Origin of the sequence: Amycolatopsis sp. WAC 01375 (genome assembly GCF_003947325.1) — a bacterium.
GTDB lineage: Bacteria > Actinomycetota > Actinomycetes > Mycobacteriales > Pseudonocardiaceae > Amycolatopsis.
Genome location: NZ_QHHW01000054.1, coordinates 273,129 through 295,143, shown reverse-complemented (window position 1 = coordinate 295,143; position 22,015 = coordinate 273,129). Strand labels below are relative to the sequence as shown.

21 protein-coding genes are annotated in these 22,015 nt (G+C 69.1%); 4 read left to right on the top strand and 17 right to left on the bottom strand.

Annotated features, from left to right (window positions below):
- Nucleotide 1 precedes the first annotated feature (1 nt).
- The 4 genes from xylB to glmS all read right to left on the bottom strand — a co-directional run bounded on the left by xylB (nt 2) and on the right by glmS (nt 5,785).
- A complete protein-coding gene (gene xylB, locus DL991_RS36415) occupies nt 2-1,429 on the bottom strand; it encodes a xylulokinase (protein WP_125788855.1) in 1,428 nt (475 codons plus the stop codon).
- Nucleotides 1,419-2,234 (bottom strand): DeoR/GlpR family DNA-binding transcription regulator, encoded by an 816-nt coding sequence (locus DL991_RS36410; protein WP_125788854.1) that lies wholly within the window; start codon nt 2,232-2,234, stop codon nt 1,419-1,421. Before DL991_RS36410 ends, xylB begins: the two co-directional genes overlap by 11 nt.
- Before the next feature lie 234 nt (nt 2,235-2,468).
- Nucleotides 2,469-3,908 (bottom strand): NAD(P)H-hydrate dehydratase, encoded by a 1,440-nt coding sequence (locus DL991_RS36405; RefSeq protein ID WP_125788853.1) that lies wholly within the window; start codon nt 3,906-3,908, stop codon nt 2,469-2,471.
- Nucleotides 3,909-3,922: 14 nt separating this feature from the next.
- Nucleotides 3,923-5,785, bottom strand: coding sequence for a glutamine--fructose-6-phosphate transaminase (isomerizing) (glmS, locus tag DL991_RS36400; protein WP_125788852.1), 1,863 nt, complete (start codon nt 5,783-5,785; stop codon nt 3,923-3,925).
- Nucleotides 5,786-5,914: 129 nt separating this feature from the next.
- Between glmS and DL991_RS36395 the strand changes: the two genes are divergently transcribed.
- Nucleotides 5,915-6,739, top strand: coding sequence for a dienelactone hydrolase family protein (locus tag DL991_RS36395; protein ID WP_125788851.1), 825 nt, complete (start codon nt 5,915-5,917; stop codon nt 6,737-6,739).
- Between the two features lie 237 nt (nt 6,740-6,976).
- On the opposite strand, the gene DL991_RS36390 is transcribed toward DL991_RS36395, so the two are convergent.
- The 5 genes from DL991_RS36390 to DL991_RS36370 form a co-directional block, all read right to left on the bottom strand.
- Entirely contained in the window at nt 6,977-7,522 is a 546-nt protein-coding gene (locus DL991_RS36390) for a hypothetical protein (RefSeq protein ID WP_125788850.1), read from the bottom strand.
- A gap of 28 nt (nt 7,523-7,550) precedes the next feature.
- Nucleotides 7,551-9,941 (bottom strand): hypothetical protein, encoded by a 2,391-nt coding sequence (locus DL991_RS36385; RefSeq protein ID WP_125788849.1) that lies wholly within the window; start codon nt 9,939-9,941, stop codon nt 7,551-7,553.
- The gene (locus tag DL991_RS36380; RefSeq protein ID WP_007031081.1) at nt 9,938-10,252 is read right to left on the bottom strand and encodes a hypothetical protein; all 315 of its coding nucleotides are present in this window, start codon (nt 10,250-10,252) and stop codon (nt 9,938-9,940) included. The genes DL991_RS36385 and DL991_RS36380 overlap by 4 nt, the downstream gene beginning before the upstream one ends.
- 138 nt (nt 10,253-10,390) lie before the next feature.
- Nucleotides 10,391-10,696, bottom strand: coding sequence for an acyl carrier protein (locus DL991_RS36375; protein WP_233599203.1), 306 nt, complete (start codon nt 10,694-10,696; stop codon nt 10,391-10,393).
- Complete coding sequence (locus DL991_RS36370; RefSeq protein ID WP_125789070.1) at nt 10,686-12,404, bottom strand: fatty acyl-AMP ligase; 1,719 nt, start codon at nt 12,402-12,404, stop codon at nt 10,686-10,688. The genes DL991_RS36375 and DL991_RS36370 overlap by 11 nt, the downstream gene beginning before the upstream one ends.
- Before the next feature lie 15 nt (nt 12,405-12,419).
- On the opposite strand from DL991_RS36370, the gene DL991_RS36365 reads away from it, so the two are divergent.
- Entirely contained in the window at nt 12,420-13,352 is a 933-nt protein-coding gene (locus DL991_RS36365; RefSeq protein WP_125788847.1) for a cytochrome P450, read from the top strand.
- A gap of 4 nt (nt 13,353-13,356) precedes the next feature.
- On the opposite strand, the gene DL991_RS36360 is transcribed toward DL991_RS36365, so the two are convergent.
- From DL991_RS36360 to rplM, 6 genes are all read right to left on the bottom strand, one after another.
- Nucleotides 13,357-13,830: a hypothetical protein gene (locus DL991_RS36360; RefSeq protein ID WP_125788846.1), complete on the bottom strand. Its 474-nt coding sequence runs from the start codon at nt 13,828-13,830 to the stop codon at nt 13,357-13,359.
- An 18-nt stretch (nt 13,831-13,848) separates the two neighbouring features.
- Nucleotides 13,849-16,236, bottom strand: a complete 2,388-nt coding sequence (locus DL991_RS36355; protein WP_125788845.1) for a hypothetical protein — start codon at nt 16,234-16,236, stop codon at nt 13,849-13,851.
- Entirely contained in the window at nt 16,236-16,544 is a 309-nt protein-coding gene (locus DL991_RS36350) for a type VII secretion target (RefSeq protein WP_125788844.1), read from the bottom strand. Before DL991_RS36350 ends, DL991_RS36355 begins: the two co-directional genes overlap by 1 nt.
- An 84-nt stretch (nt 16,545-16,628) precedes the next feature.
- Complete coding sequence (glmM, locus tag DL991_RS36345; protein ID WP_125788843.1) at nt 16,629-17,963, bottom strand: phosphoglucosamine mutase; 1,335 nt, start codon at nt 17,961-17,963, stop codon at nt 16,629-16,631.
- A 231-nt stretch (nt 17,964-18,194) separates the two neighbouring features.
- Nucleotides 18,195-18,698: a 30S ribosomal protein S9 gene (rpsI, locus tag DL991_RS36340; RefSeq protein ID WP_125788842.1), complete on the bottom strand. Its 504-nt coding sequence runs from the start codon at nt 18,696-18,698 to the stop codon at nt 18,195-18,197.
- Nucleotides 18,699-18,712: 14 nt separating this feature from the next.
- Nucleotides 18,713-19,165 (bottom strand): 50S ribosomal protein L13, encoded by a 453-nt coding sequence (rplM, locus tag DL991_RS36335; protein ID WP_005166833.1) that lies wholly within the window; start codon nt 19,163-19,165, stop codon nt 18,713-18,715.
- A 277-nt stretch (nt 19,166-19,442) separates the two neighbouring features.
- Here rplM and DL991_RS36330 point away from each other — a divergent pair, with 277 nt between their 5' ends.
- Together DL991_RS36330 and DL991_RS36325 are read left to right on the top strand one after the other, a co-directional pair.
- Nucleotides 19,443-20,333: a hypothetical protein gene (locus DL991_RS36330; protein ID WP_125788841.1), complete on the top strand. Its 891-nt coding sequence runs from the start codon at nt 19,443-19,445 to the stop codon at nt 20,331-20,333.
- Between the two features lie 3 nt (nt 20,334-20,336).
- A complete protein-coding gene (locus DL991_RS36325) occupies nt 20,337-21,074 on the top strand; it encodes a DUF4333 domain-containing protein (protein WP_125788840.1) in 738 nt (245 codons plus the stop codon).
- Nucleotides 21,075-21,194: 120 nt separating this feature from the next.
- Here DL991_RS36325 and DL991_RS36320 read toward each other — a convergent pair whose 3' ends face one another.
- On the bottom strand, nt 21,195-21,479 hold the full coding sequence (locus DL991_RS36320) for a WXG100 family type VII secretion target (protein ID WP_125788839.1): 285 nt from the start codon (nt 21,477-21,479) through the stop codon (nt 21,195-21,197).
- A 53-nt stretch (nt 21,480-21,532) separates the two neighbouring features.
- Nucleotides 21,533-21,853 (bottom strand): WXG100 family type VII secretion target, encoded by a 321-nt coding sequence (locus tag DL991_RS36315; RefSeq protein ID WP_125788838.1) that lies wholly within the window; start codon nt 21,851-21,853, stop codon nt 21,533-21,535.
- Between the last annotated feature and the right edge of the window lie 162 nt (nt 21,854-22,015).

Genomic DNA, 22,015 nt, shown 5'->3' with positions numbered 1-22,015 from the left:
TTCAGTCCTCTTTCGGTTTCGCGGAAATGCCGTGCCCGAGTTCGCGGGCTTCGAGATGCCGTCGCCGGATCCGGCGCCCCGCGGCGCTGTCCGCTTCGGTCGGCTCGAGTGGGGTGTAGCCGTGCTGTTCCTGCCAGCGGGGAGGTTCCGTGCTGGAAGCGAGGGCCCAGGCCGCCTGCCGCGCGGCACCGACCGCGACGTACTCGGCGACTTCGGGGATGACGACGGGCACGCCGAACACGATCGGCGCGACCGCGCGGACGGCGGCCGACTGCGCGCCGCCACCGATCAGGAGCACGCGGCGGACTTCGAGCCCCTGCTCGCGCAGGGCGTCGAGACCGGCGGCAAGGCCGCACAGCATGCCTTCGACGGCGGCGCGGGCGAGGTTTTCGGGCGTCATGTTCGCGCGGGTCAGGCCGAAGAGCGTGCCGTTGGCGTCCGGGAGGTTCGGCGTCCGCTCGCCGTCGAGGTATGGCAGGAAGGTGAGGCCGCCGGCACCGGGCGCGGTCGCGAGCGCCAGCTTGTCGAACTCCGCGAGTTCGACGCCGAGCATCGCGGACGTGGCCGTGAGCACGCGGGCCGCGTTGAGGGTGCAGGCCAGCGGAAGGAAGCGGCCGGTGGCGTCGGCGAATCCCGCGACGATGCCGGAGGGGTCGGCGCTCGCGGTTTCGGAGACGCCGAAGACGGTGCCGCTGGTGCCCAGCGAGACCACGACGTCGCCGGAGGCGAGTTCGAGACCGAGCGCGGCGGCCATGTTGTCGCCGGTGCCTGCCGAGACCAGGATCCCGTCCGGGGTGTGGCCCGCGGCTTCCGCGGGGCCGATGACCTTGGGCAGCTCGGGCGTGCGGCCACCGAAGGCGTGGGCGAGGAGATCCTTGCGGTATTCGCCGGTGGCGGGCGAGAAGTAGCCGGTGCCGGAGGCGTCACCGCGGTCGGTGACCGGCTCGGCGCCGTCACCCAGCAGCCGCCAGGTCAGCCAGTCGTGCGGAAGCAGGACGCGGGCGACGCGATCGGCCAGTTCGGGCTCGTGCTCCGCCATCCAACGCAGCTTCGTGACGGTGAAACTGGCGACCGGCAGCGAGCCGACGGATTTCGCCCAGTTCTCGGGACCGAGTTCGACGCCGAGGTCCTCGGCCGCCTTCGCGGACCTGGTGTCGTTCCACAGCAACGCGGGCCGGACGACTTCACCCGCCTCGTCGAGGGTGACCATGCCGTGCTGCTGACCGCCGACGCCGATGGCGCCGACGCCGTCGAGCAGGCCTCCCGTGGCCTCGCGGAACGCGTCCCACCACACGGCGGGGGCGACCTCGGTGCCGTCGGGATGCGAGGCACGGCCGGTGCGGACGATTTCGCCGGTGTTCGCGTCGCAGACGACGACCTTCGTCGACTGGGTCGACGAGTCGATTCCGGCGACCAGCTCAGAACTCATATTCCGGGCCCTCCGGTGCGCATTCGACCTGCTCGATGGCGGTTCCCGCGGTCAGCGCCGCCTCGATCTCCTCGGTCGGCGCCTCTTCGTCGGTGATCAGGAGGTCGTAGTCGCCGATGTCGCCGTACGCGTAGGTGGCGGTGCGGCCGAACTTGGAGTTGTCGACCACCAGGACACTGCGGTCGGCGGTGCGCAACGCGGCCTTCTTGAGCTCGGCGTAGTCCTGGACCGGGTGGAACAGGCGGCCGACCGCGACCGCGGCGACCGAGACGAACGCGATGTCAGCGTGCGTGCGGTCGAGGAACGCGATGACGTCCGGGCCGGCGCACGAGTCGAACTCGTGGTGGTAGCGGCCGCCCGCCAGCACGACCTCGACGCTCTTGGCCGGGCCGAGGATGCGGGCGGCTTCGAGCGAGTTGGTGATGACGGTGAGGTCTTCGATCCGGCCGAGACGGCGGACCAGCGGGAAAAGCGTCGTCGAATCGTCGACGAAGACGGTCTGGCCGGAGTGGACGTGCGCCGCGGCGGCCTCGCCCAGCGCGTCCTTCGTGGCCTGGTTGAAGGTGTCACGGAACCGGGCTGCCGACTCCATGGTCGTCGCGGGGTACGCCTCGACCTTGCCGCGGAGTTTGCGGAGGAGCCGGCGCTCGGCGAGTTCGTCGAGGTCGCGGTGCATCGTCATGAGGCTGACGCCGAACCGGGTGGTCAGGTCGTCGATGCGGACTTCGCCGGTGGCGATGACGTGGTCGAGGATCTCCTGGCGTCGCTGCTCGACGGCGGCGTCCGAAGGCCTGGTCTTAGACATGGGCGACACCGTTCACGACCCGGACCATCGCGGTCTCGGCGGGGTGGGTGTCGGCGCTCACACCTGCTTCTTACCAGATTATTCGCCTGGAGTTAACACGTAACTCGATAACTCCCGCATTTTTCTCGCCTCGCCCTCTGACCCCGTCGTGTCGCCTTTAGCGGGCTAAGTGCGCTCTGAGGGCACCCGCCCGCAGAGCGCACTTAGGGGGCTAAAGGCGCGTCGGCGCCCTGGTCAGGAGGCGAGAGACCGAGCCGACCGGATGGCGTCCGGGATCGCGGCGAGGATGCCGGACGCCGAGGTGGGGGCGCCGTCGGCGGCCAGCGAACCGGCGAGCGAGTGGACGTGCGCGGCGGCACCGGCCGCAAGCCACGGGTCGAGCCCGGCGGCCAGCAGCGCGCCGACCAGACCGGACAGCACGTCCCCCGAACCGGCCGTCGCGAGCCACGATCCCCGCGGCGTGTTCACCAGCGCGCGCCCGTCCGGCGCCGCGACCACCGTGCAGTACCCCTTCAAGAGCACGACCGCGTCGTACTTCCGCGCGGCCGAACGCGCCGCCGCGACCCTGTCCGCCCCCGGCGGCGAACCCATCAGCCGCTCGAACTCGCCGGCGTGCGGGGTCAGCACGAGCGGCGTGTCGGGATCGCGCGCGTCGAGCACGTCGGGTGAACCCGCGATGATCGTCGTCGCGTCGGCGTCCGCGCACACCGGCACGCCGCGGCCGAGCACGAACCGCAGCACGTCCCGGCCCTCGTTTCCGGTGCCGATCCCTGGGCCGACGACCCACGCCTGCACCCGGCCCGCGTCGGTCACCGAACCCGTCGCGATGACCTCGGGCCAATGGCCTCGCACCACGTCCGCGGCATGACCGGCGTACCGCACCAGCCCGGACGTCGCCCGCACCGCCGCACCGGCCGCGAGCACGGCCGCCCCCGGATACGTCGCCGATCCGGCGGCCACCCCGACCACGCCCTGGCTGTACTTGTCGTCACTCGGCCCGGGCATCGGCCAGGCGGCGGCGACGTCCTCCGTGTCGAGTCGCTGTAGGTCGGGCTTACTGAGCCGGAGTCCGATGTCCACCAGCGACACCTCGCCGCAGGACGCGGGCGCGAGGGCGTGCACCGGTTTGAGCGCGCCGAAGGTGACCGTCCGGTCGGCCACGACCGCCGGACCGTCGACGGCGCCGGTGTCCGGATCCACCCCGCTCGGCAGATCCACGGCCAGCACCGGCGAACTCACGTGCTCCAGCAGCGCGGCGGCGTCCGGCCGCAAAGGCCCGCGCGCCGAGATACCGACGATCCCGTCGACGACGAGATCCGCCCGGCTGATCCACTGTGGACCGTCCTCAAGGGACACGATCTTGCCACCGGATCGCTTCAAGGCGGCCAAACCCGGGCCATGCGCGCGTTCAGGCTTCAACAAGATCGCCGAGACGGCCACATTGCGGCGACGCAAGAACGCACCCGCCCACAAGGCGTCACCGCCGTTGTTTCCCGATCCGACGAGCAACGTCACCCGCCGCCCCGACACCGAACCCGTATGCTCGGCCAGCATTTCGGCGGCGTGCACCGCGAGACCGAAAGCCGCTCGCCGCATGAGCTCGCCGTCGGGAGTGACGGCGAGCAACCGGTTCTCCGCCGCGCGAATCCGTTCCGTGGTCCAGATTCCCTGCACGACGCCTCCGGTCTCTATTCGACGGTGACCGACTTCGCCAGGTTACGCGGCTTGTCCACGTCGTACCCCCGTGTGCGGGCGATCTCGGCGGCCAGCACCTGCAGCGGCACCGTGGAAACCAACGGCTGCAGCAAGGTCGGGACGGCCGGGATCTCGATCAGTTCGTCGGCGAACGGGCGGACGGTCTCGTCGCCCTCCTCCGCGATCACGATCGTGCGGGCGCCACGCGCCTGGATCTCGCTGATGTTCGACACCAGCTTCGAGTGCAGCACCGCGCGCCCCTTCGGCGACGGCATCACCACGACGACGGGCAGGCCTTCTTCGATCAGCGCGATCGGGCCGTGCTTGAGCTCGCCCGCGGCGAAACCCTCGGCGTGCATGTACGCCAGTTCCTTGAGCTTCAGCGCGCCTTCGAGGGCGACCGGGAAACCGACGTGACGGCCGAGGAACAGCACGGCCTTCGAGTCGGCGATCCGGCGGCCGAGGTCACGGACCTGGTCCACAGTGGACAGGACCTTCTGCACTGCGGCGGGCATGGCCTCGAGTTCGGCGAACTCACGGGCGACCTCGTCCGGGTACTTGGTGCCGCGGGCCTGTGCGAGCGCCAGGCCGACCAGGTAGTTGGCCGCGATCTGCGCCAGGAACGCCTTGGTCGAGGCGACGCCGATCTCCGGACCGGCGTGCGTGTAGAGGACTGCGTCGGACTCGCGCGGGATCTGCGCGCCGTTGGTGTTGCAGACGGCCAGGACGCGGGCCTTCTGCTCGCGCGCGTGGCGGACGGCTTCGAGGGTGTCCGCGGTCTCGCCCGACTGGGAGACGGCGACGACCAGCGTCGCGCGGTCCAGCACCGGGTCGCGGTAGCGGAACTCGCTGGCCAGTTCGACCTCGACCGGGAGGCGGCACCAGTGCTCGATGGCGTACTTGGCGACGAGGCCCGAGTGGTACGCGGATCCGCAGGCGACGACGAAGACCTTGTCGACGTCACGCAGATCCTGATCGGAGATGCGCTGCTCGTCGAGGATGATCCGGCCGCCGTCGAAGTGACCGCGCAGCGTGTTCGCCAGCGCTTCCGGCTGCTCCTCGATCTCCTTGAGCATGAAGTACTCGTGGCCGCCCTTTTCCGCGGCCGACAGGTCCCAGTCGACGGTGAACGGCTTGGCCTGGGCGGCGTCACCGTGGAAGTCGGTGACCTCGTAACCCTCGCGGGTGATCACGACGAGCTGGTCCTGGCCGAGCTCGACCGCCTCGCGGGTGTGCTCGATGAACGCGGCGACGTCGGAAGCGACGAAGTGCTCCCCCTCGCCGACGCCGACCACCAGCGGCGACGAACGGCGGGCGGCGACGACGGTGTCCGGCTGGTCGGCGATGGTCACGACCAGGGTGAACGCGCCCTCGAGACGACGGCAGACCGCGGCGACGCTGGCCGGGAAGTCGCCCTTCGTGTCGCCCTCGGTGTAGGCGCGGGAGATCAGGTGCGCGGCGGTCTCGGAGTCGGTGTCGCTCGCCATCTCGACGCCGTCGGCCTCGAGCTCGGCGCGCAGGGCGGCGAAGTTCTCGATGATGCCGTTGTGCACGACGGCGACGCGCTGGGAGGCGTCGCGGTGCGGGTGCGAGTTGCGGTCGACCGGGGCGCCGTGGGTGGCCCAACGGGTGTGCCCCATTCCGGCGGTGCCGGTGAAGGTGTCCCTGCCGACCGTGTCGAGCTGGGTCTCCAGGTTGGCCAGGCGTCCCGCCTTGCGCTCGACGTTCAGCGCTCCCGCGCCGTCGAGGACGGCGACGCCTGCCGAGTCATAGCCGCGGTACTCCATCCGGCGAAGCCCGCCGATGACGACGTCCAGAGCCGGGCGGTGTCCGACGTATCCCACGATTCCACACACGGCCACCAGCCTAACGACGGAAATTCGGCCCCTTCGCCCGGGCGCCCGCGCGTCGCCTTTAGCGGGCTAAACGCGATGCGCGGGGCGGCGCGCGGGCCGGACGGGGGTGCGGGCAGTAAGGTCACGAGCATGGCCAGCAAGCCCAAGCAGCTGCTCGCGGAGCTGTCCCACCCAGGTCCGCACGAGGTTCTGCGCGGCAACCTCGCCCTGGTCGGGCTCCCCGGTGTCGTGTTCACGCCCCGTTCCGGGCTCGGTCTGCCCGCGATCGCGTTCGGCCACGGCTGGTTGCAGCCGACCGGGAGCTACCGGCACCTGCTCCGGCACCTCGCGAGCTGGGGCATCGTCGCGGCGGCCCCGGCCACCCAGCGCGGGCCGCTGCCTTCGCACCGGCTGCTGGCCGGCGACCTCCTCACCACGCTCGACTTGATCACGACGGTCCGCCTCGGACCGGACGGCATCAGCGTCGATCCGGCGAAACTCGGCCTGGCCGGACATTCGACCGGCGGCGGTTCGGCGGTGCTGGCCGCCGCGCAGGCCGCCGAGAACGACGAGCGACCCGAGATCCGCGCCGTCGCGACCATCACCCCCGCGCAGACACTGCCGCCCGCGACCGTGTCGGCCCGGTCGGTGACCGCACCCGGCCTGCATCTCGCGGCGGGCGAAGACCTGGTCGCGCCGCCGGTCGGGCACGCCGAGGCCATCGCGGACGCGTGGGGCGGGCCGGTGCAGCTGCGGACGCTCGGGAAGTCGTCGCACCTCGGGGTCACCGAGGGCAGGCACTGGAGCCAGTTGCTGCTGCACGGGAAGCCGCATCGCGGGACCCAGCAGCTGACGAGGGCGCTGTTCACCGCGTTCTTCCTCACTCACCTGACGGGGACGACGAAGTACCAGCCCCTGCTGGACGCCGACGTCAAACGCGCCCCGATCGAAGCCCAGGACGAACCCGCCGCCTGACCCGCTCCGGAGCGCGTTTAGCCCCCTAAACGCGATCTGGCCCCGGACGCGCTCCCGGTTACTTAGCCTGCCTACGCGTCGCGTTTAGCCCGCTAAAGGCGACGCGTCCCCGAACGAGGGCACCGCGGCGCCGGATCGCGTTTAGCCCGCTAAAGGCGACGCGTCGCCGCGGGGCGAGGTGGGCGAAAGAAAGGGCCCGGCTCTGGCGAGCCGGGCCCTGAAGTGCGGTGAAGCCGATCAGTCGACCATCCACGAGTTGTTCGAGAAGTCGTCGTCGTCGAATCCCTTGTCGTCGCGCGCGTGCCGACCTCGACGACGCGCGGGCGTCCCAGGTTCTTCCGGCGGCGCGGCACTCGGTGCGGGTGCCGGCGTCGGCGCCGCGGGCGGGACGTCCACCGTCGCCGGGATCCCAGGCACCCCTGGCGCGACCGGAGGAGGCGGCGGAGGCAGCGGCGCCGGACGCGGAGCGTCGGGCCGCGCGCCGAACTCGGCGAACCGGGCGTCCGGCTTGTCGTCGTCTTCGATGTCGAAGCCGATCGTGTGGCTGCGGTCGGCGGTCGTCTTGCCGGTCAGCCAGCCACCCGCCTCCTTGCTCCGCTTCCCCAGCTCCTGCATGTGGGCGGCGTACTTGTCATGGATGGCGGCATCCTTCTGCATGGTCTCCGCCGCCTGGGCCTTGGCATCGGCGAGATGCCGTTCCCGCAGCCCGCGCTGCTCCACCTGCTCCGTGATGGCGGCGTCCTGCCTGGACATGGCGGCCGCCAGCCGGTCAACAGCGCTCATCGGTCCTCCCTCGTTCCCCGGCTACCGATCATCGCTCGTAACTGATCGAACGGTCGCCACCATCGTCGTCGAGCGAGCCGCTGATCCGGCCGCCCGCGCCACTGGTCTCGAAAATGCCACCCTCGACGCGGTACTGGCTCGACCCGCGTTGCGTGTCACCCCCGCCACCACCGGCCGCGCCGCCCATGGCACCCATTCCACCCATCATGCCGCCCATTCCGGCGGGCGAGCTTCCGGCACCCGCACCGGCAGCCGCGGGCGCCGGGTCCATCCCGCCGGGAGCCACCCCGAGACCGGCGTCGGCCCCGGCAGGCTGCGCGCCGCCTCCGGTCTGAATGCCCGCTTCGAGGGAACCGGCTTCGTTCAGCGAAGCCGCCGCACCGCCGTCGATGGCGCCGCCGAGCGCGCCTTCGAAGCTGCCGCCGCCTCCGCCGCCGCTGGCGGCAGGCACGGTGCCGTCGCCACCAGCACCCGAAGCGGCACCACCGGCCTCCGCGGACCCCGCGGCGGTCCCTTCCGCACCGACACCCACACCGACCTCGACGCCGCCCGGAGCGCTGAAGCCACCACCGGGAGGCGCGATGCCATCGGCCGGGGCGGGCATCGCCTGGACGTCTTCGACCTTGCCGGGCTGCGGATTGCCGGGATTCCGGTCGTCGAGACCGTTCTTGAGGTCATCGGTCTCGAGGACGTCGCCGGGCTTGAGTTCCTTCTTCTCACCCTTTTCGTCGAGGGTGTAGGTGGTCGGCTCGCCCTTGCCGTCGTCGACGGTCACCACGGTCGGACCGTTCGGGCCGTCGGGCTGTTCGGCGGTGATCTTGAGGTTGCCGTCCTGGATGTGGATCTTGCCGTCCGGGCCGGGCCGGTAGACGCCGTCGGCGCCGGGCTCGCCTTCCTTGACCGCGCCCTTCGGGCCGAAGTCGCCGTCCTTGCCCTCTTCGCCGGGCTTGGCGTCCTTGCCTTCTTCGCCCTTCGGGTCGTCGAAGTCGAGCTTGTAGTCCTTCTCGTTGCCCTTGCCATCGTCGACCTTGATGTCCATTTTGCCGTCTTTATCCGGCTCGGTCATCTCGATCTTGTTGTCGCCCTTTTGGACGGTCATGGTGTCCTGACCGTCGATGCCGTCCTTGATCGCCTCACCCGTCGCCGGGTCGATCGGGTACGGCTTGCCGGTCTCGGGGTCCAGCTCGAGCGGCTTGCCGGTCACCGGGTTCGTGCCCTCGGCGGGCTTGTCCTCCGGCTTCGGCGTCTCGGGGACCGTAGCGGCGGGCGGCGTGCTGGCACCGCCCCCGCTGCCGCTTCCACCGCCGCTCCCGCTCCCGCTCCCACTTCCACTTCCGCCGCCGTTCCCTCCGCCGTTGCCGCCGTTGTCGTTGCCCTTACCGTCGTCGGCGGGCGGCTTCTCGGCCCCTGGCGCGGGGAACGGGTTCGTGTAGTCCTCCATGAACCGCGAAAGCTCGTGATACTGCGTGTTGATCGTTTCCGTCGCGTTCTTGCAGAGCTTTTTGAAGTTCTCGAACCGCTCACCGAACTCGGTGGCGAACGAACCCTTCAGCCACTGCTTCGCGGCCCCGATCGCGTAGTCCTTGTTTTCGTCGTTCAGCTTGCAGTCGTCGTCACGCAGCCGTTCGGCGAGGTTGTTGCCAGGACACGCGGAGTCGAGCCAATACGCGACGTCCATGAGCTTTTCTTTGGAATCGACCTTGCCGTTCGCGATCTCGACGACCTGCTTCGCCGTGAACAGCGGCGCCGTGGCGACTTTGTCGACACGCAGCTTCAGCGTTTCGTCGACCTTCAGCTTGAGCGCGCTGTAGATCTTGTCGATGGTCGAAGGCACCAATTTGATGGCGCCGTCCATCTGCGCGACGAGTTCTTTCGCGTCGGGCTGGATCCGCTGCTCGTATTTGACCTTCGCGGCCGTCGCGCCCTCCCCCTTCCAATCGTGGAAGAGCGTGGTCAGCGCCGAAGTCGCGTCCGTCCTGGTCTGCTCGACGGCCTTTTTGGCGTCGCCGAGATCCTCGACCTCGTCGAACATCTTCTGGAAGTTGATCTCACGGTTCTCGTGGAACCGGTCCCAGACGTCGGTCTTGTAATTGATCTCGTACGGCCGGTCGGGCATCTTGTTCCAGACCTGCTCGGCCCAGTCGGAAAAGAAGCTCAGCGCCGGATTCCCGAGGTCGAGCACCTGGTCGGACTTGGTCGTCGAACCGCCCGCGGCCGGCCTGGACATGGCGTCGAGATCCTTGTCCGCCTTTTCCACGGCGGTCTTCTGCTTCTTGTCCGCGGCCGCGTTCGAATCACGCTCGGCGATGGCCTTCTCGTAGGCGTCGTCGCCACCGAAGAGCAGCTTGTCCTTCGTGCCCTGTGTGATGTACGGGTCGTCGAGGAGGGCTTTCTTCTGCTCCCACGTGTACTTGCTCATTGCGTCCCCGCCTTGTTGGCAGCCGCGGCGTTCGCCTGGTCGGATGAGGTGTAGCGAGTCGACGCGGTACTGACCCCTCCGGCGAGCTGGGTGAGCTGGCCCGCGTAGCCCTTCATCGCGTCGGAAATGGCGAGAATCCCGGTGGCGTAGCCCTTTTGGTAGTCCTTGTGCACCCGGCCGAAGTCCGCAGGCTGCACCTGGGTCGGCCCCACCTTCCCTGCCTCGGACGTCGTGTTCTCAGCTGCGCGCTCCAACGACGTCGACGCCGTGAGCATCGCCTCTGAATCGGCTTTGTAGCCCCCGTCCGGCATGACCGGTGCCCCCTTCGTCCCGCTGTATCCGCCTCGTTGTCCTACCTACGACGCACGCCGGTGGCCTCAGGTGCCGTCGCATATGCACACAGAATGTACCCACCGGTCATCGAGGCCGCAGGAACATTCACACCTTTGCTAACTCAAACGATTTCGGCGCAAGAAGCCTGGTAGGCCGCGTTTTCGCGGTTTCGCGCCCGCTTCGACGGCCTCGGCGAGAACGGTCGCCGCGCCCCGGATGTCGACAAGGCGATCCAGCTCGTCGAGGTCGATGTCGATGCCGAACTCCACCTCGACCGTCGCGAGGAGCCGGACGCGGCGCCGCGAGTCGACGCCCATCTCGGCGAAGGGCGTGTTCTCGTCGATGGTGTCCGGATCGACGTCGAAGGTCTCGCAGACGAGGGCCTTGATCTCGTCGACGTACTCGCTCGCGTCAGCTGCCATGGGGGGATTCTGTCCCATCCGGCGTCCAGTACCGCGTTCTGGCCGCGGAACGCGCGACCTTGCCGCTGGAGGTCCGCGGCAGGCCACCGGGTTTCACCAGGAAGAAGGCCCGGAGACGCACGTCGTGGCGCTCGGCGACGGCGCGGGTGGCGGCCCGCGCGATCTCGGATTCGTCGAAGTCGAGGGCCTTCCGCGCACGCTCGGCGACCACGACGACGCCCTCGCCTTCGTCGCCGTCGACCGAGAACGCGGCGACCCGCTCCGGCCCGAGGACGGGGTGGGCGGCGGCGACGGTTTCTTCGATGTCGTGCGGGCTGTGGTTACGGCCGTCGATGATGATCAGATCCTTCAGGCGGCCGGTCACGGAGAGCCTGCCATCGCGGATCGTGCCGAGGTCGCCGGTGCGGAGCCAGCCGCCTTCCCCGTCGAGTTCGGCGTCGAACACCTCGGCGGTCAGCTCCGGACGCCGCCAGTACCCGGCCGCCACGTTGGGCCCCTTGACCCAGATCTCTCCCGTCCCGCCCAGGTCGACTTTAGCGGGCAAAACGCGATCCGACGGGGCGACGACGCGGACCCGCTGGCCCCGTGGCCGGCCGATCTCGACGACCTCGCGGCCGTCCACTTCGGTCACCACCGGGCCGCTGGAATCGCCGCTGGCGACGTAGACCGTCGCCTCGGCCAACCCGTAGGACGGCCGGAACGCGCCCCGCGGGAAGCCGTGGGGCTCGTACGCCGCGAGGAAATCCCGGACGGTCGCCCCGCGGACCGGTTCACTGCCGCTGAGCGCGATCGCCACGGTCGAGAGGTCGTACTCGGCACGCTTCGCCTCGGGCACGGCCTCCGTCACCAGGTCGTACGCGAAGTTCGGGGCCGCGGTGAGCGTGTTCGGATACGACGACATCAGCAGCAGCCAGCGCTCCGGGCGCCGGATGAACTCCAGCGGCGCGATGAACACCGTCCGGCCGCCGGCGTGCATCGTCCCGGCGAGCAACTGCGCCAGCCCCATGTCGTGGAAGAACGGGATCCAGCCGACGCACGTGGTGTGCTCGTCGACGTCGTAGGCGTCGCAGATCTGCCAGCAGGCGGCCGACAACGCCCGATGCGTGATGATCACGCCGGCGGGTGATCGCGTCGTGCCGGAGGTGTACTGCAGGTAGGCGGGGTCTTCGGGGGAAACCGGTGCCGGCAGGGATCGGTCCGCCGGATCCAGCGGCAGGGTGTCGACGGCGACGATCTCGCGCGGCGCAGGAACCGATTCGGCCTCGGCGAACTCCGTCAGCCGTTCGACCAGGGCTTCCGACGTGAGCCAGATGTCGGCGTCGCAGTCGTTGAGCACCCCGACGAGCCGCTCGCGGTGAGCGCGGACGTCCGGAGCGGACAGCGGAACCGCGACGGCGCCGGCGTACAGCGCGCCGAAGAACGCGACGACGTAAGAGAGGTCCTGCCGCGCCGTGATCGCGACGCGGTCTCCCGGCTGGATCAGTTCGCGCAGCTTCGCCGCGACAGCGCGGACGTGGCCGAGAAGCTCGGCCCAGGTCAGCGTGTCCTCGACGGGTTCGTGCCGGTTCGAGCAGTCGAGGTGGGTGTACGCCGGACGCTCGACCTCGGCGCGCTCGAGCAGACGGTGCACGAGCGGGGTTCGCAACACTTCGTCGGGCACTACTGATGACGGTTTCGAGGGCACTGGCACATCCTCCGGCCGCGGCATGGGCATCATACGAGCGTGGACGACTTCTTCGTGCTGGACGATCCGGCGGATCGCGTCAAGGCGCTGCGCGACCGCGAGCTCAGCTCGAACCCGGGTGGCGCCGCCGCCGAGACCCCGAACCTCCTGTTGATGGACGGCGCGGACCACCGGCGGCTGCGCGCTGTCGTCAAGGAGGTCATCGCCCTGGTGGAGCCCCTGCCGGACGCCGTGCTCACCGACCTCCGGATCGCGATTAGCCCGCTAAAGTCGCTCTCGCGGTTCGACCTGGTGGCCGATTTCGCCAGGCCGGTGGCGGCCAGGGTGACGGAGGCGATGCTCGGCACGGTCGAGCCACTCGGCGAGAAGCTGCTGACGAACCTTTCGGAGACCGCCGCGAACCTGGACGTCTGGTCGGGCGGGCCTGCCGGGGCCGACACCGCCGCGCTCAGGGTCGCGATGTTCTTCCTCAAGGCGACGGCCGTCGAAGGCGGCGGGCTGGCGCTGCTCCGCGAAGCGCACGAAGCAGGCCGGATCACCGAAGACGAGCTGATGATCACGCCCGTGATGCTCGCCCACGCGGCGTACGAGAATTCCATGAACTTCCTCGCCCTCGCCGGCCTCGAACTCCTACGCCGCCCAGACGTCCTCGACGACGTACGCGGCCTGATCCACGAAATCGCCCCGACCCGCTTCGCCGCCCGCCGCGTGATCGCGCCGTTCTCCTTGGCGGGCAAGGACTTCGCCGCCGGGGACAAACTGGCCATCCCGCTTGGCCCCGACGCCGAACTCGCGTTCGGCCTCGGACGGCACACCTGTCCCGGCTCACGAGTCGCGGTCGCCGAGGGCGAAGTGGCGCTTCGCGCCCTTGCCGAGGTCCTGACTCCCGACCATGTCGCCGAAGACGTGCGATACAAGACGCACGCCGTCTTCCACGGTGTCGAGCGGGCCATCGTGGCGCTGCGGACCTGACCGTTCAGGTCGCCAGCCAGTCGGTGTCGGCGAAATCGTCGTCGTCACCGCGTGCGGCCGCCCGCCGATGCCGCCCTGTCGGACGCTCTTCGGCGACCGGTGCCGGAGGCGGCTGAGGTGGAGGCGGCACGGGAGGAGCGGCCCAGTACGCGATCGGCGGCTCGTCGGCCGTCCGGTACCCGGCGCGGCGCTCGTTCTCGGCCTCGTCCTCCTCGAACCCGAAGTCGCCGTCGTCTTCGACCTTTTCGCTGAGAGTCGACTCGGTCGCCCAGCCGCCCGCGGCCTCCGCTCGCTTCTTCTGCTCGAGTCGTGCCGTCAGCGCCGCGCTCGTCTCCTGCTTGAGCTGGTCGCCGGCGGCCCGGGTCTCCTCGATCGCCTTGGTCGCGCGGTTGTCGACCAGGTACATCCGGTCGCCGTTCTCGCGCTCCAACCCGGCCAGCTTGTGCCGGAGTCTGGCGAGATCCTCCTCAGGATTCACTGATCCCTCCCCTGACCGCTAGCGGAAACCGATGACGCCGTCGTCGTCGAGCGAGCCGCTGATCCGGCTGCCCGTCGTCGCGGTGTCGAACAGGCCGCCGTCGACCCGGTATCCGCTGGACGTGCGCTGCTGGTCTTCGCCGGATCCTTGTCCGCCTCCGGCCGCGCCGCCGCCCATCATGCCCATGCCGCCCATCATCCCCGCACCGGCCGCGGCCGGGTCCTGGGCGCCCCCGCCAGGGGCGGAACCGAGTCCGGACGGCGCCGACGGAGCGGACGCGCCGCCGCCGGATCCGGCCGGATCCGACGTGTCGCCGAGACCGCTGTCCCCACCGGCGAACGGGTCGCTCAACGACTGCGCCGTCGTCGATTCGGAACCACCGTCCGCGGCCACCGCCACCGGTTCGGCCGGCTGGCCTGGCACCGGCGCGGGCGCTCCGCCGCCGGTCCCGCCGGACGTGGTGTCGTGCGGGCGGACACCCTGCTCGGCCTGCTGACGCGCGACCTCTTCGACCGGCCGGGCCGCGGCGGCACCTTCCGCGGCATGCCTTCCAGCGGGCTGCGGCGCGGAGTCCGGGCTCCGGTCGTCTTCACCCAAGGTGTACTTCGACGGCTGCCCCGACCCGTCGTCGACGGTCACCAGTGTCGGCCCGTCGGGACCGTTCGGCCGTTCCGCGGTGATCTTGAGCCCGCCGTCTTCGATGCGGATCTTGCCGTCAGGGCCCGGCTGATGGACCTGACCCGGGTTGGCCGGCTGCTCGGCGGCCGGCGTGGCCTTGCCGTCACCGAAGTCGAGGTCGTAGTCCTTGGCCTGGCCGGTGCCGTCCTGGACCGAGATGCCCATCTTCCCGTCGGCGCCGGGCTCGGCCATGGAGATCTTGCGGTCGCCCTGCTCGACCGTCACCGGCTCGGGCCGGGTGGCCTCGGTGCCGTTCTTGATCGCCTCACCCGTCCGGGGGTCGATCGGATACGGCTCCCCGGTGGCCGGGTCGACGTCGAGCGGCTTGTCCGTGACCGGGTTCTTCTCCTGGCCCGGCACTTCGGGCTTTTCCGGCTGGATGTTCTCGTGATTGCTCGGCGTCATGCGGCCTGCCCCGCCCCCACCGGAAGACGGGCCGCCACCAGTACCCGACGACGGACCGCCGCCACCGCCGGTGTCCTTGCCGCCACCGCCCTTCTCGACGGGCTTCTCGCCACCCGTCTCCGGGGTCTTGCCCAAGTCCGCGAACGGGTTCTCGACCACCTGGCCGAGTGAATCGAAGTACGCCTTCCACGCGCCGTTGATCGCGTCGCGCGTGTTCTTGCACACCAGCTGGAAGTTCTCGATGTGCTTGCCGAACCAGGCGAGGAAGACGTTCTTCAGCCAGGCGACCGCCTGAGGTTTGAGTACCTCGTCGATGGTGCTCTGGTCGATGTCGCCGCCGTCGTCGTTGAACGCGTCCTTGGCTTCGATGCTCAGGAACTTGATGCAGTGGATGATGTCGTTCTGACTGCACGAGCCGTCCGCGATGCGGATGATCCGCTCGATGTCCTGCGCCGTCGCGCCGTCGATGTTGTCGGTGTACCACTTCTGCAGCCACTCGACCTTTTCGCGGCAGAACTTGCCCACCGAGGCGTTGGTCCGCAGAAGTCCGTCGCCCGCGGCTTTGAAGGCCTCGGCGACCAGACCGGTCTTGTCCGAATAGGCCTTCTGGTAGGCACGCGCCTGCTCGGCCGCGGCGCCTTCCCAGGTGCCGAGCGAGTTCCCCAGCTTCCCGGAGACGTCCTGCGCCGACCCGGCGACGGCCGTGCTGACCGCGGTCAACTCGTCGGCGCTCGCCTTGAACAGGTTGAACGGGATGTTGTCCTGTTCGTGGTACAGCCGCTGGAGTTCGCCGAGGGAGACGGCCGCTCCGCCGCCCGCCAGGCTCAGCGCGCGGAGGTAGGCCGGGTGGAAGATCTCGTAGACCTTGAATCCCGACAGACCGGGGACCATGATGTCGTTCGAATTCGCGCAGCCCGGGTCGGTCTCGGTGGCGCGGCCGGCGATCTCCTGGGTCTTCGCCGCGTCCCTGTTCAGTGCGTCGCGATCGCCCTGCCGCCCGGCGGCCTGGCTCGCGTCGTACTTCTCTTGCGCGGTCTTGTATGCCTTTTTGACCTCTTCGAGGGAACCGTCATTGAAGTCGAGGTCCCCCTCGGTGATCCAGTCACCGTTCATCGACTTGAGGTGGTCCCGGAAGCCGTTCCGCTCGGCTTCGCTGGCGAACCCACAGCTTTCCGGGGTCTCGTCCTCGATGTAGTCGATGTAGTTGAGGGCTAGTTCGCGTTTGGTGTCGCGATCGATGTTCGGGTCGTTGAGGATCTTCTCGACTTCGGCCCGGCTGGGAATGTCGTGCCCGGTGTCGCCGCCGACATCTGCGAGAGGCATCAGTGCTTCCTCATCTCGGCGGCGTTGGAGTCCTCATTGGACTGGTAAAGGTCCTTGGACGCCGCGAGTTTGCGGCCGAACTCGTCCGAGGCCGCGAGGTAACTGCGCGCGCACTTCGCCAAGCGCTGGATGCTCGCGGAATAGCCGGTGAAGCAGTCCCCGTGCGCGGGCCCGAAACTCCCGGCGTTCAGGTTGATCTGCTCGACCGCCCCGATCGGCCCTTCGCAAGCCTGCTTGGGCAGGTCCTGCAGGACCTTGGCGGCCTCGTTCAGCTGCGCCGGATCGACCTTGTGCCCGTTGCCCGTCACCGTCACCCTCCCCTAGGTATACGCACACGGAATGTACCGGGCCGGTAACCCGGGCGCAGCGACTTGGGAAGATCGTGAGAGGGCTTACGAGGCGGAGGAGACGACGCCCGCGAGCCGGTCCGCGGCCGCCTGTGCGGTGTCGTGCGCGGGGGCCTCGACCATGACGCGGACCAGCTGTTCGGTGCCCGACGGGCGCAGCAGGACACGGCCTTCTTCGCCGAGTTCGGCCTCGACGGCGCCGACGGCGTCGCGGACCGCGGCCGAGACGGCGACCGCCGCCTTGTCCGCCACCGGGACGTTCACCAGCACCTGCGGCAGGCGGTTCATGACGGCGGCGAGTTCGGCGAGCGACTTGCCGGTGGACGCCATGCGGCTCATCACCCGCAGCGCGGTGAGGAGACCGTCGCCGGTGGTCGCGTAGGCGGGAAGGACGACGTGGCCGGACTGCTCGCCGCCGAGCGCGAACCCGCTCGCGCGGAGCTCCTCCAGGACGTAACGGTCGCCGACGGCGGTGGTGACGAGGTTGATGTCGTGCGCGCGCATGGCCAGGTGCAGACCGAGGTTGCTCATCACCGTCGCGACCAGTGTGTTCTTGGTCAGCTCGCCGGTCTCGGCGAGAGCGAGCGCGAGGACGGCCATGATCTGGTCGCCGTCGATGAGTTCACCCGCGGCGTCGACCGCGACACAGCGGTCGGCGTCACCGTCGTGCGCGATCCCGAGGTCCGCGCTGTGCTCGACGACGGCCGCGCGCAACGCGTCCGGGTGATTCGAGCCACAGTGCTCGTTGATGTTCACGCCATCGGGGTCGGCGTGGATCGCGATGACCTCGGCACCGGCCTTGCGGTAGACCTCGGGGGCGGCGAAGGACGACGCGCCGTTGGCGCAGTCGACGACGACGCGCAGACCCGCGAGCGGGTGCGGGGTGGCCGAAAGCAGGTGCTGGATGTAGCGGTCACCCGCGTCCGCGACGTCCTTGACGCGGCCGACGCCGAGGCCGGTCGGGCGGGCGACGGGAGCGGTGAGACCGGCTTCGATCTCGTCCTCGATCCCGTCGGGGAGCTTGTGCCCGCCCGCCGCGAAGAGCTTGATGCCGTTGTCGGGCATGGGGTTGTGGGAGGCGGAGATCATCACGCCGAGATCCGCTTCGAGCGCGCCGACCAGGTACGCGACGGCGGGCGTCGGGAGGACACCGAGGCGGAGCACATCGGCACCGGCGGAGGTGAGACCCGCCACGACGGCGGCCTCGAGCATCTCGCCGCTGGCACGCGGGTCACGGCCGACGACCGCGACCGGACGGTGCGAACGGTCGTGGGCCGCGAGGACGCGGGCGGCGCTGGCGGCGAGCGAGAGCGCCAGCTCCGGGGTCAGCTCCTCGTTGGCGAGGCCACGTACGCCGTCGGTACCGAATAGACGAGCCATCTGTCGACCTCCTTGAAAAACCACCACGACAACCTAGCCAGTACCCCCGGTTTCGCCTTTAGCGGGCTAAACGCGACGCGCGGAGCGCGTTTAGCCCGCTAAAGGCGAACGCGTGGGGCACGTGGGACTGCTGTGACAACGGGGTCCTCGGGCACGCCGAGACCCCGGAAACACGGAAGCGCCCATCCGAGAGACGGATGGGCGCTTCCGCGGGTTGCGCCAGAGGCGCGATCAGCGCTTGCTGTACTGCGGAGCCTTACGGGCCTTCTTGAGGCCGTACTTCTTCCGCTCCGTGGCGCGAGCGTCACGGGTCAGGAATCCGGCCTTCTTCAGGGCCGGGCGGTCGTCGGCGTCGACCTCGACGAGCGCACGGGCGATCGCGAGACGGAGCGCACCGGCCTGGCCCGAGATCCCGCCACCGTGCAGGTTGGCGAAGATGTCGAACGAGTCGGGCTTGTCGACCGTCACCAGCGGCTCACGGATGAGCTGCTGGTGCACCTTGTTCGGGAAGTACTCTTCGAGCGTGCGGCCGTTGAGCTTGAACTCACCGGTACCGGGAACGACGCGCACCCGGACGACGGCCTCCTTGCGGCGACCGACGGTCTGGGCGTTGCCACCGGCGGCACGCGACGGGCGCGCGGTGCCGGGGGTCTCGCTCGTCGCGACGGCCTCGCCGACGGCGGGGGTCTCCGTGGTCGCGACGGCTTCGGTCGCGGTCTCCTCGGTGCTGGTCACAGACTGTTCCTCACTCACTGCGCGACCTGCGCGATCTTGGTGATCTCGCGCGCCTGCGGCTGCTGCGCGGCGTGCGGGTGCTCGGCGCCGGCGTAGACCTTGAGCTTCTTCGCCTGGGCGCGGCCGAGCTTGTTCTTCGGGAGCATGCCCTTGACGACCTTCTCGAGCAGGTGCTCGGGCTTGGTGTCGAGCAGTTCACCGAAGGAGCGCTTACGCAGACCACCGGGGTAACCGCTGTGCCGGTACGCGAACTTCTGCTCGCGCTTGTTACCGGTGAGCGCGACCTTCTCGGCGTTGACGATGATGACGAAGTCACCGGTGTCCACGTGCGGAGCGTAGGTCGGCTTGTGCTTGCCGCGCAGCAGCGTGGCGACCTCGGTCGCGAGCCGGCCGAGCACGACATCCTCGGCGTCGATCACGTGCCAGGCACGAGTGACGTCGCCGGGCTTGGGGCTGTACGTGGGCAAGGGTCTACCTCGTCGTCAACATTGCGTGTGGGTTCTGTGCGGGCCTAGCGCTTACGCGCCGCAGCGCACAACGACATATGAAGATACCCCCACGCCCGACCCTACTGCGAAGCGGGGGTCGGTCCGGGGTCCCATACTAGGACCGGCGCCCGGCGGGCGCCCCGCAACTGTACCTCGCCGGTGTGGCGGAACCGCCCACGGCATCGTCCTTCGCGGGAGAGGATGAGACGATCCGGACGCGCACCGCGCGCGGGGGACTCGATTCAGGGGAACGGCGATGAAGAAACGTCCAACGACCATCTTGTGCGTGCTGAGCGCTGTGCTGGTGCTCACCACCGCCTGCGGCCAGGGGCGCGCGGGCACGGCCGTGCCGAAGGGCGACGACGCGGCGACCTACGTCGGCACGAAGTTCCAGACGGCGATGAACAAGCTGCAGGACACCATCGGCGACCAGCGCGACGTCACCAGCGAGTCGGGCGCCTACTTCCGCTTCGACGAGAAGTACATCCGCAGCACGATCTCGTCCGCCCGCACCGGTTCCCCGGAGGGCCGGGTCAGCCGTCAACGCTCGCAGAAGAACCCGGACGACAGCATCGACTGGTACACCCCGGGCGACGGGACCGTCGAATACGTGTACCTCGGCCCCGTCTACAAGAGCCTCGCCCCGACGCCGTGGGTTTCGATGCCGAAGTCGGAGACCGGGCTGACCATCCCCTGCGCCTGGGTCGGGATCATCACCGCCTGCAAGATGGCCGACGCGATCGCCGTGGCCTACAACGCGGACAAGAAGATCGTGAAGGGCGCGAAAAGTCTTCCGGAGAACCGGATCGAGCTGACCGCCGACATCCCGTTCGGGAAGTTCATGGAGCGACGGGTGGAGATCCTGCCGCCGTCGATCAGCGGGGCGATCACCGGCGACATGAAGAAAGCCCCGGTTCGGACCACCGTCTCCCTCAACTCGGACGGGACGCTGAACCAGATCGTGATGGACGCCAAGATCGAGGGCGGCGGGCACAAGCTCGAACTGCGCTACGACTTCCGCTTCACCGGCAAAGCGAGCACCCAGGACCTGCCGAAGCTACCGGACGCCTCGCAGATCACCGTGCTGCCGGACAAGGCGGCCAAGGACGACTTCAACCGCCGGTTCAACGAGTTGAAAGGCGTCTGAGGCATGACGGAACAGCAGCCGCAACAGCCGCAGCAGTGGTGGCAGCCGCCGGCGAACCCCGGAAACCAGCAGCAGGGCTGGCAGCAGGAAGGCCAGGCGACCGGGCCGCATCCCGGGCAGTGGCAGCAGAACGATCCCAATGCCGCGACCACCGGTTCCTACACCGGCCAATGGCAGCAGCAGCCCGGCGTCAGCGGCTCGTTTTCCGGGCCCTGGCAACAGAACGCCGCACCCGCGCCGGGCACGACGTGGCAGCAACCGCAGCAGCAGCCCGCGCCGCAGCAGCAGGATTGGCAAGCACCGCAACAGGTTCCGGGCACTCCCCCGCAGGGACAGTACGGCGGAGGCTTCCAGCCCGCCCAGCAGGCACAGTCGTCGCAGTACGGCGGGCTCGGCGCTTTCGGCTCGGAGCCCCCGAAGAAACCCAAGGTTTCCAAGAAGACCTTGCTGATCGGCGGGATCGCGACGGCCGTCGTGATCGCGGGCGGCGTCGGGGCTTGGCTGCTCGGCGCGTTCGCGGGTGACACTCTCGACGAGAAGTCGGTCCAGGACGGCGTCGTCCGCGTGCTCAACGAGCACTACGGGGAGCCGGACGTGAAGAACGTGACATGTCCTTCCGGCCAACGGGTGGAGAACGGGACCACGTTCGATTGCTCGATCGATCTTTCGGGACAGCAGAAGAAGGTCACCGTCCGGGTGCTGAACACCACTCCGGAATTCGAGGTCGGCTCGCCGCACTGACCTCCACCGACACGGAAAGCCGCGACGGAACCCGTCGCGGCTTTTCCTTTGACACAAACGAAACGGCGGGCTCGGCATCCGAAGATGCCTGCCCGCCGTTGCTCGTTCCGAGCGTGAGACTCAGAACAGGCCGGTGACGCCCTGCTCCGTGCTCTGGTAGCCGTCGGCCAGCTGCGGCAGCACGCCGGCGACCTGCGCGAGCAGCTGCTTGAGCTCCTCGAACTTGTTGTCCCACTCCTGCTGAGCGGCCATGTACGCGACCTTCGCGTCACCGTCCCAGGTGTTGACCAGCGGGGCCAGGTCGCTCTTCAGCTGCCCGAAGAGGCCTTCCAGCTCACCGCCGGTGTTCTTGCAGTCGTCGGCCGCCGCGTGGATCGTGGCGTAATCGACCTTCATCTCGCCCATGAGTTCCTCCAGTCAGATATAAGAAGTCTTGGTTTTGGTGCGGTGTAGCCGAATCAGCCGAGGACGCCGAAGCCCTGGTTGACCGACTTGATGAGCTCCTGCTGCTGCTGCTCGGTCGCGTTGTACTTCGAACCGGCCTGCTCGAGCAGGTCACCGATGTTCTGGAGGGCCTGGTTGAGCCCGCGGCCCGCCGAGTCGAAGCGCGTCATCACGTTGTTGAACGCGAGCGCCGCGTCGCCGGTCCAGCCCGCGCGAGTGGCTTCGATGTTGTCGCGAAGCTTGCTCAGGTTCTGGTCCATCGAGACGCGGACCTCGGTCACGCGCTTCTCGGACTGAGTGAACTGCTCAACTGTCCCGGTAAATCCGCCAGCCATGGGAGCTACCCCCTTCGTTCGTGGTTTATCCGTACTTGGTGAAGTTCGTTTGGTACGGACCTACGACGGAGACACTGCCACGTCTGGTTCCCTCTTGTCGCTCGTTGGTTTCAAGTAGTTGCTTGCGTTAACGCTCGCGGCGGGAACCGAACGCGGAAACCC

Coding starts and splice junctions, on each gene's coding strand:
- DL991_RS36375 (WP_233599203.1), bottom strand. CDS start 10,696: ATGGCAGCTGACGCGAGCGAGTACGTCGACGAGATCAAGGCCCTCGTC.
- DL991_RS36410 (WP_125788854.1), bottom strand. CDS start 2,234: ATGTCTAAGACCAGGCCTTCGGACGCCGCCGTCGAGCAGCGACGCCAG.
- DL991_RS36355 (WP_125788845.1), bottom strand. CDS start 16,236: ATGCCTCTCGCAGATGTCGGCGGCGACACCGGGCACGACATTCCCAGC.
- DL991_RS36325 (WP_125788840.1), top strand. CDS start 20,337: ATGACGGAACAGCAGCCGCAACAGCCGCAGCAGTGGTGGCAGCCGCCG.
- DL991_RS36330 (WP_125788841.1), top strand. CDS start 19,443: ATGAAGAAACGTCCAACGACCATCTTGTGCGTGCTGAGCGCTGTGCTG.
- DL991_RS36380 (WP_007031081.1), bottom strand. CDS start 10,252: ATGCCGGACGGGGGCTACAAAGCCGATTCAGAGGCGATGCTCACGGCG.
- DL991_RS36370 (WP_125789070.1), bottom strand. CDS start 12,404: ATGCCGCGGCCGGAGGATGTGCCAGTGCCCTCGAAACCGTCATCAGTA.
- DL991_RS36395 (WP_125788851.1), top strand. CDS start 5,915: ATGGCCAGCAAGCCCAAGCAGCTGCTCGCGGAGCTGTCCCACCCAGGT.
- glmM (WP_125788843.1), bottom strand. CDS start 17,963: ATGGCTCGTCTATTCGGTACCGACGGCGTACGTGGCCTCGCCAACGAG.
- DL991_RS36315 (WP_125788838.1), bottom strand. CDS start 21,853: ATGGCTGGCGGATTTACCGGGACAGTTGAGCAGTTCACTCAGTCCGAG.
- DL991_RS36390 (WP_125788850.1), bottom strand. CDS start 7,522: ATGAGCGCTGTTGACCGGCTGGCGGCCGCCATGTCCAGGCAGGACGCC.
- xylB (WP_125788855.1), bottom strand. CDS start 1,429: ATGAGTTCTGAGCTGGTCGCCGGAATCGACTCGTCGACCCAGTCGACG.
- DL991_RS36320 (WP_125788839.1), bottom strand. CDS start 21,479: ATGGGCGAGATGAAGGTCGATTACGCCACGATCCACGCGGCGGCCGAC.
- DL991_RS36385 (WP_125788849.1), bottom strand. CDS start 9,941: ATGAGCAAGTACACGTGGGAGCAGAAGAAAGCCCTCCTCGACGACCCG.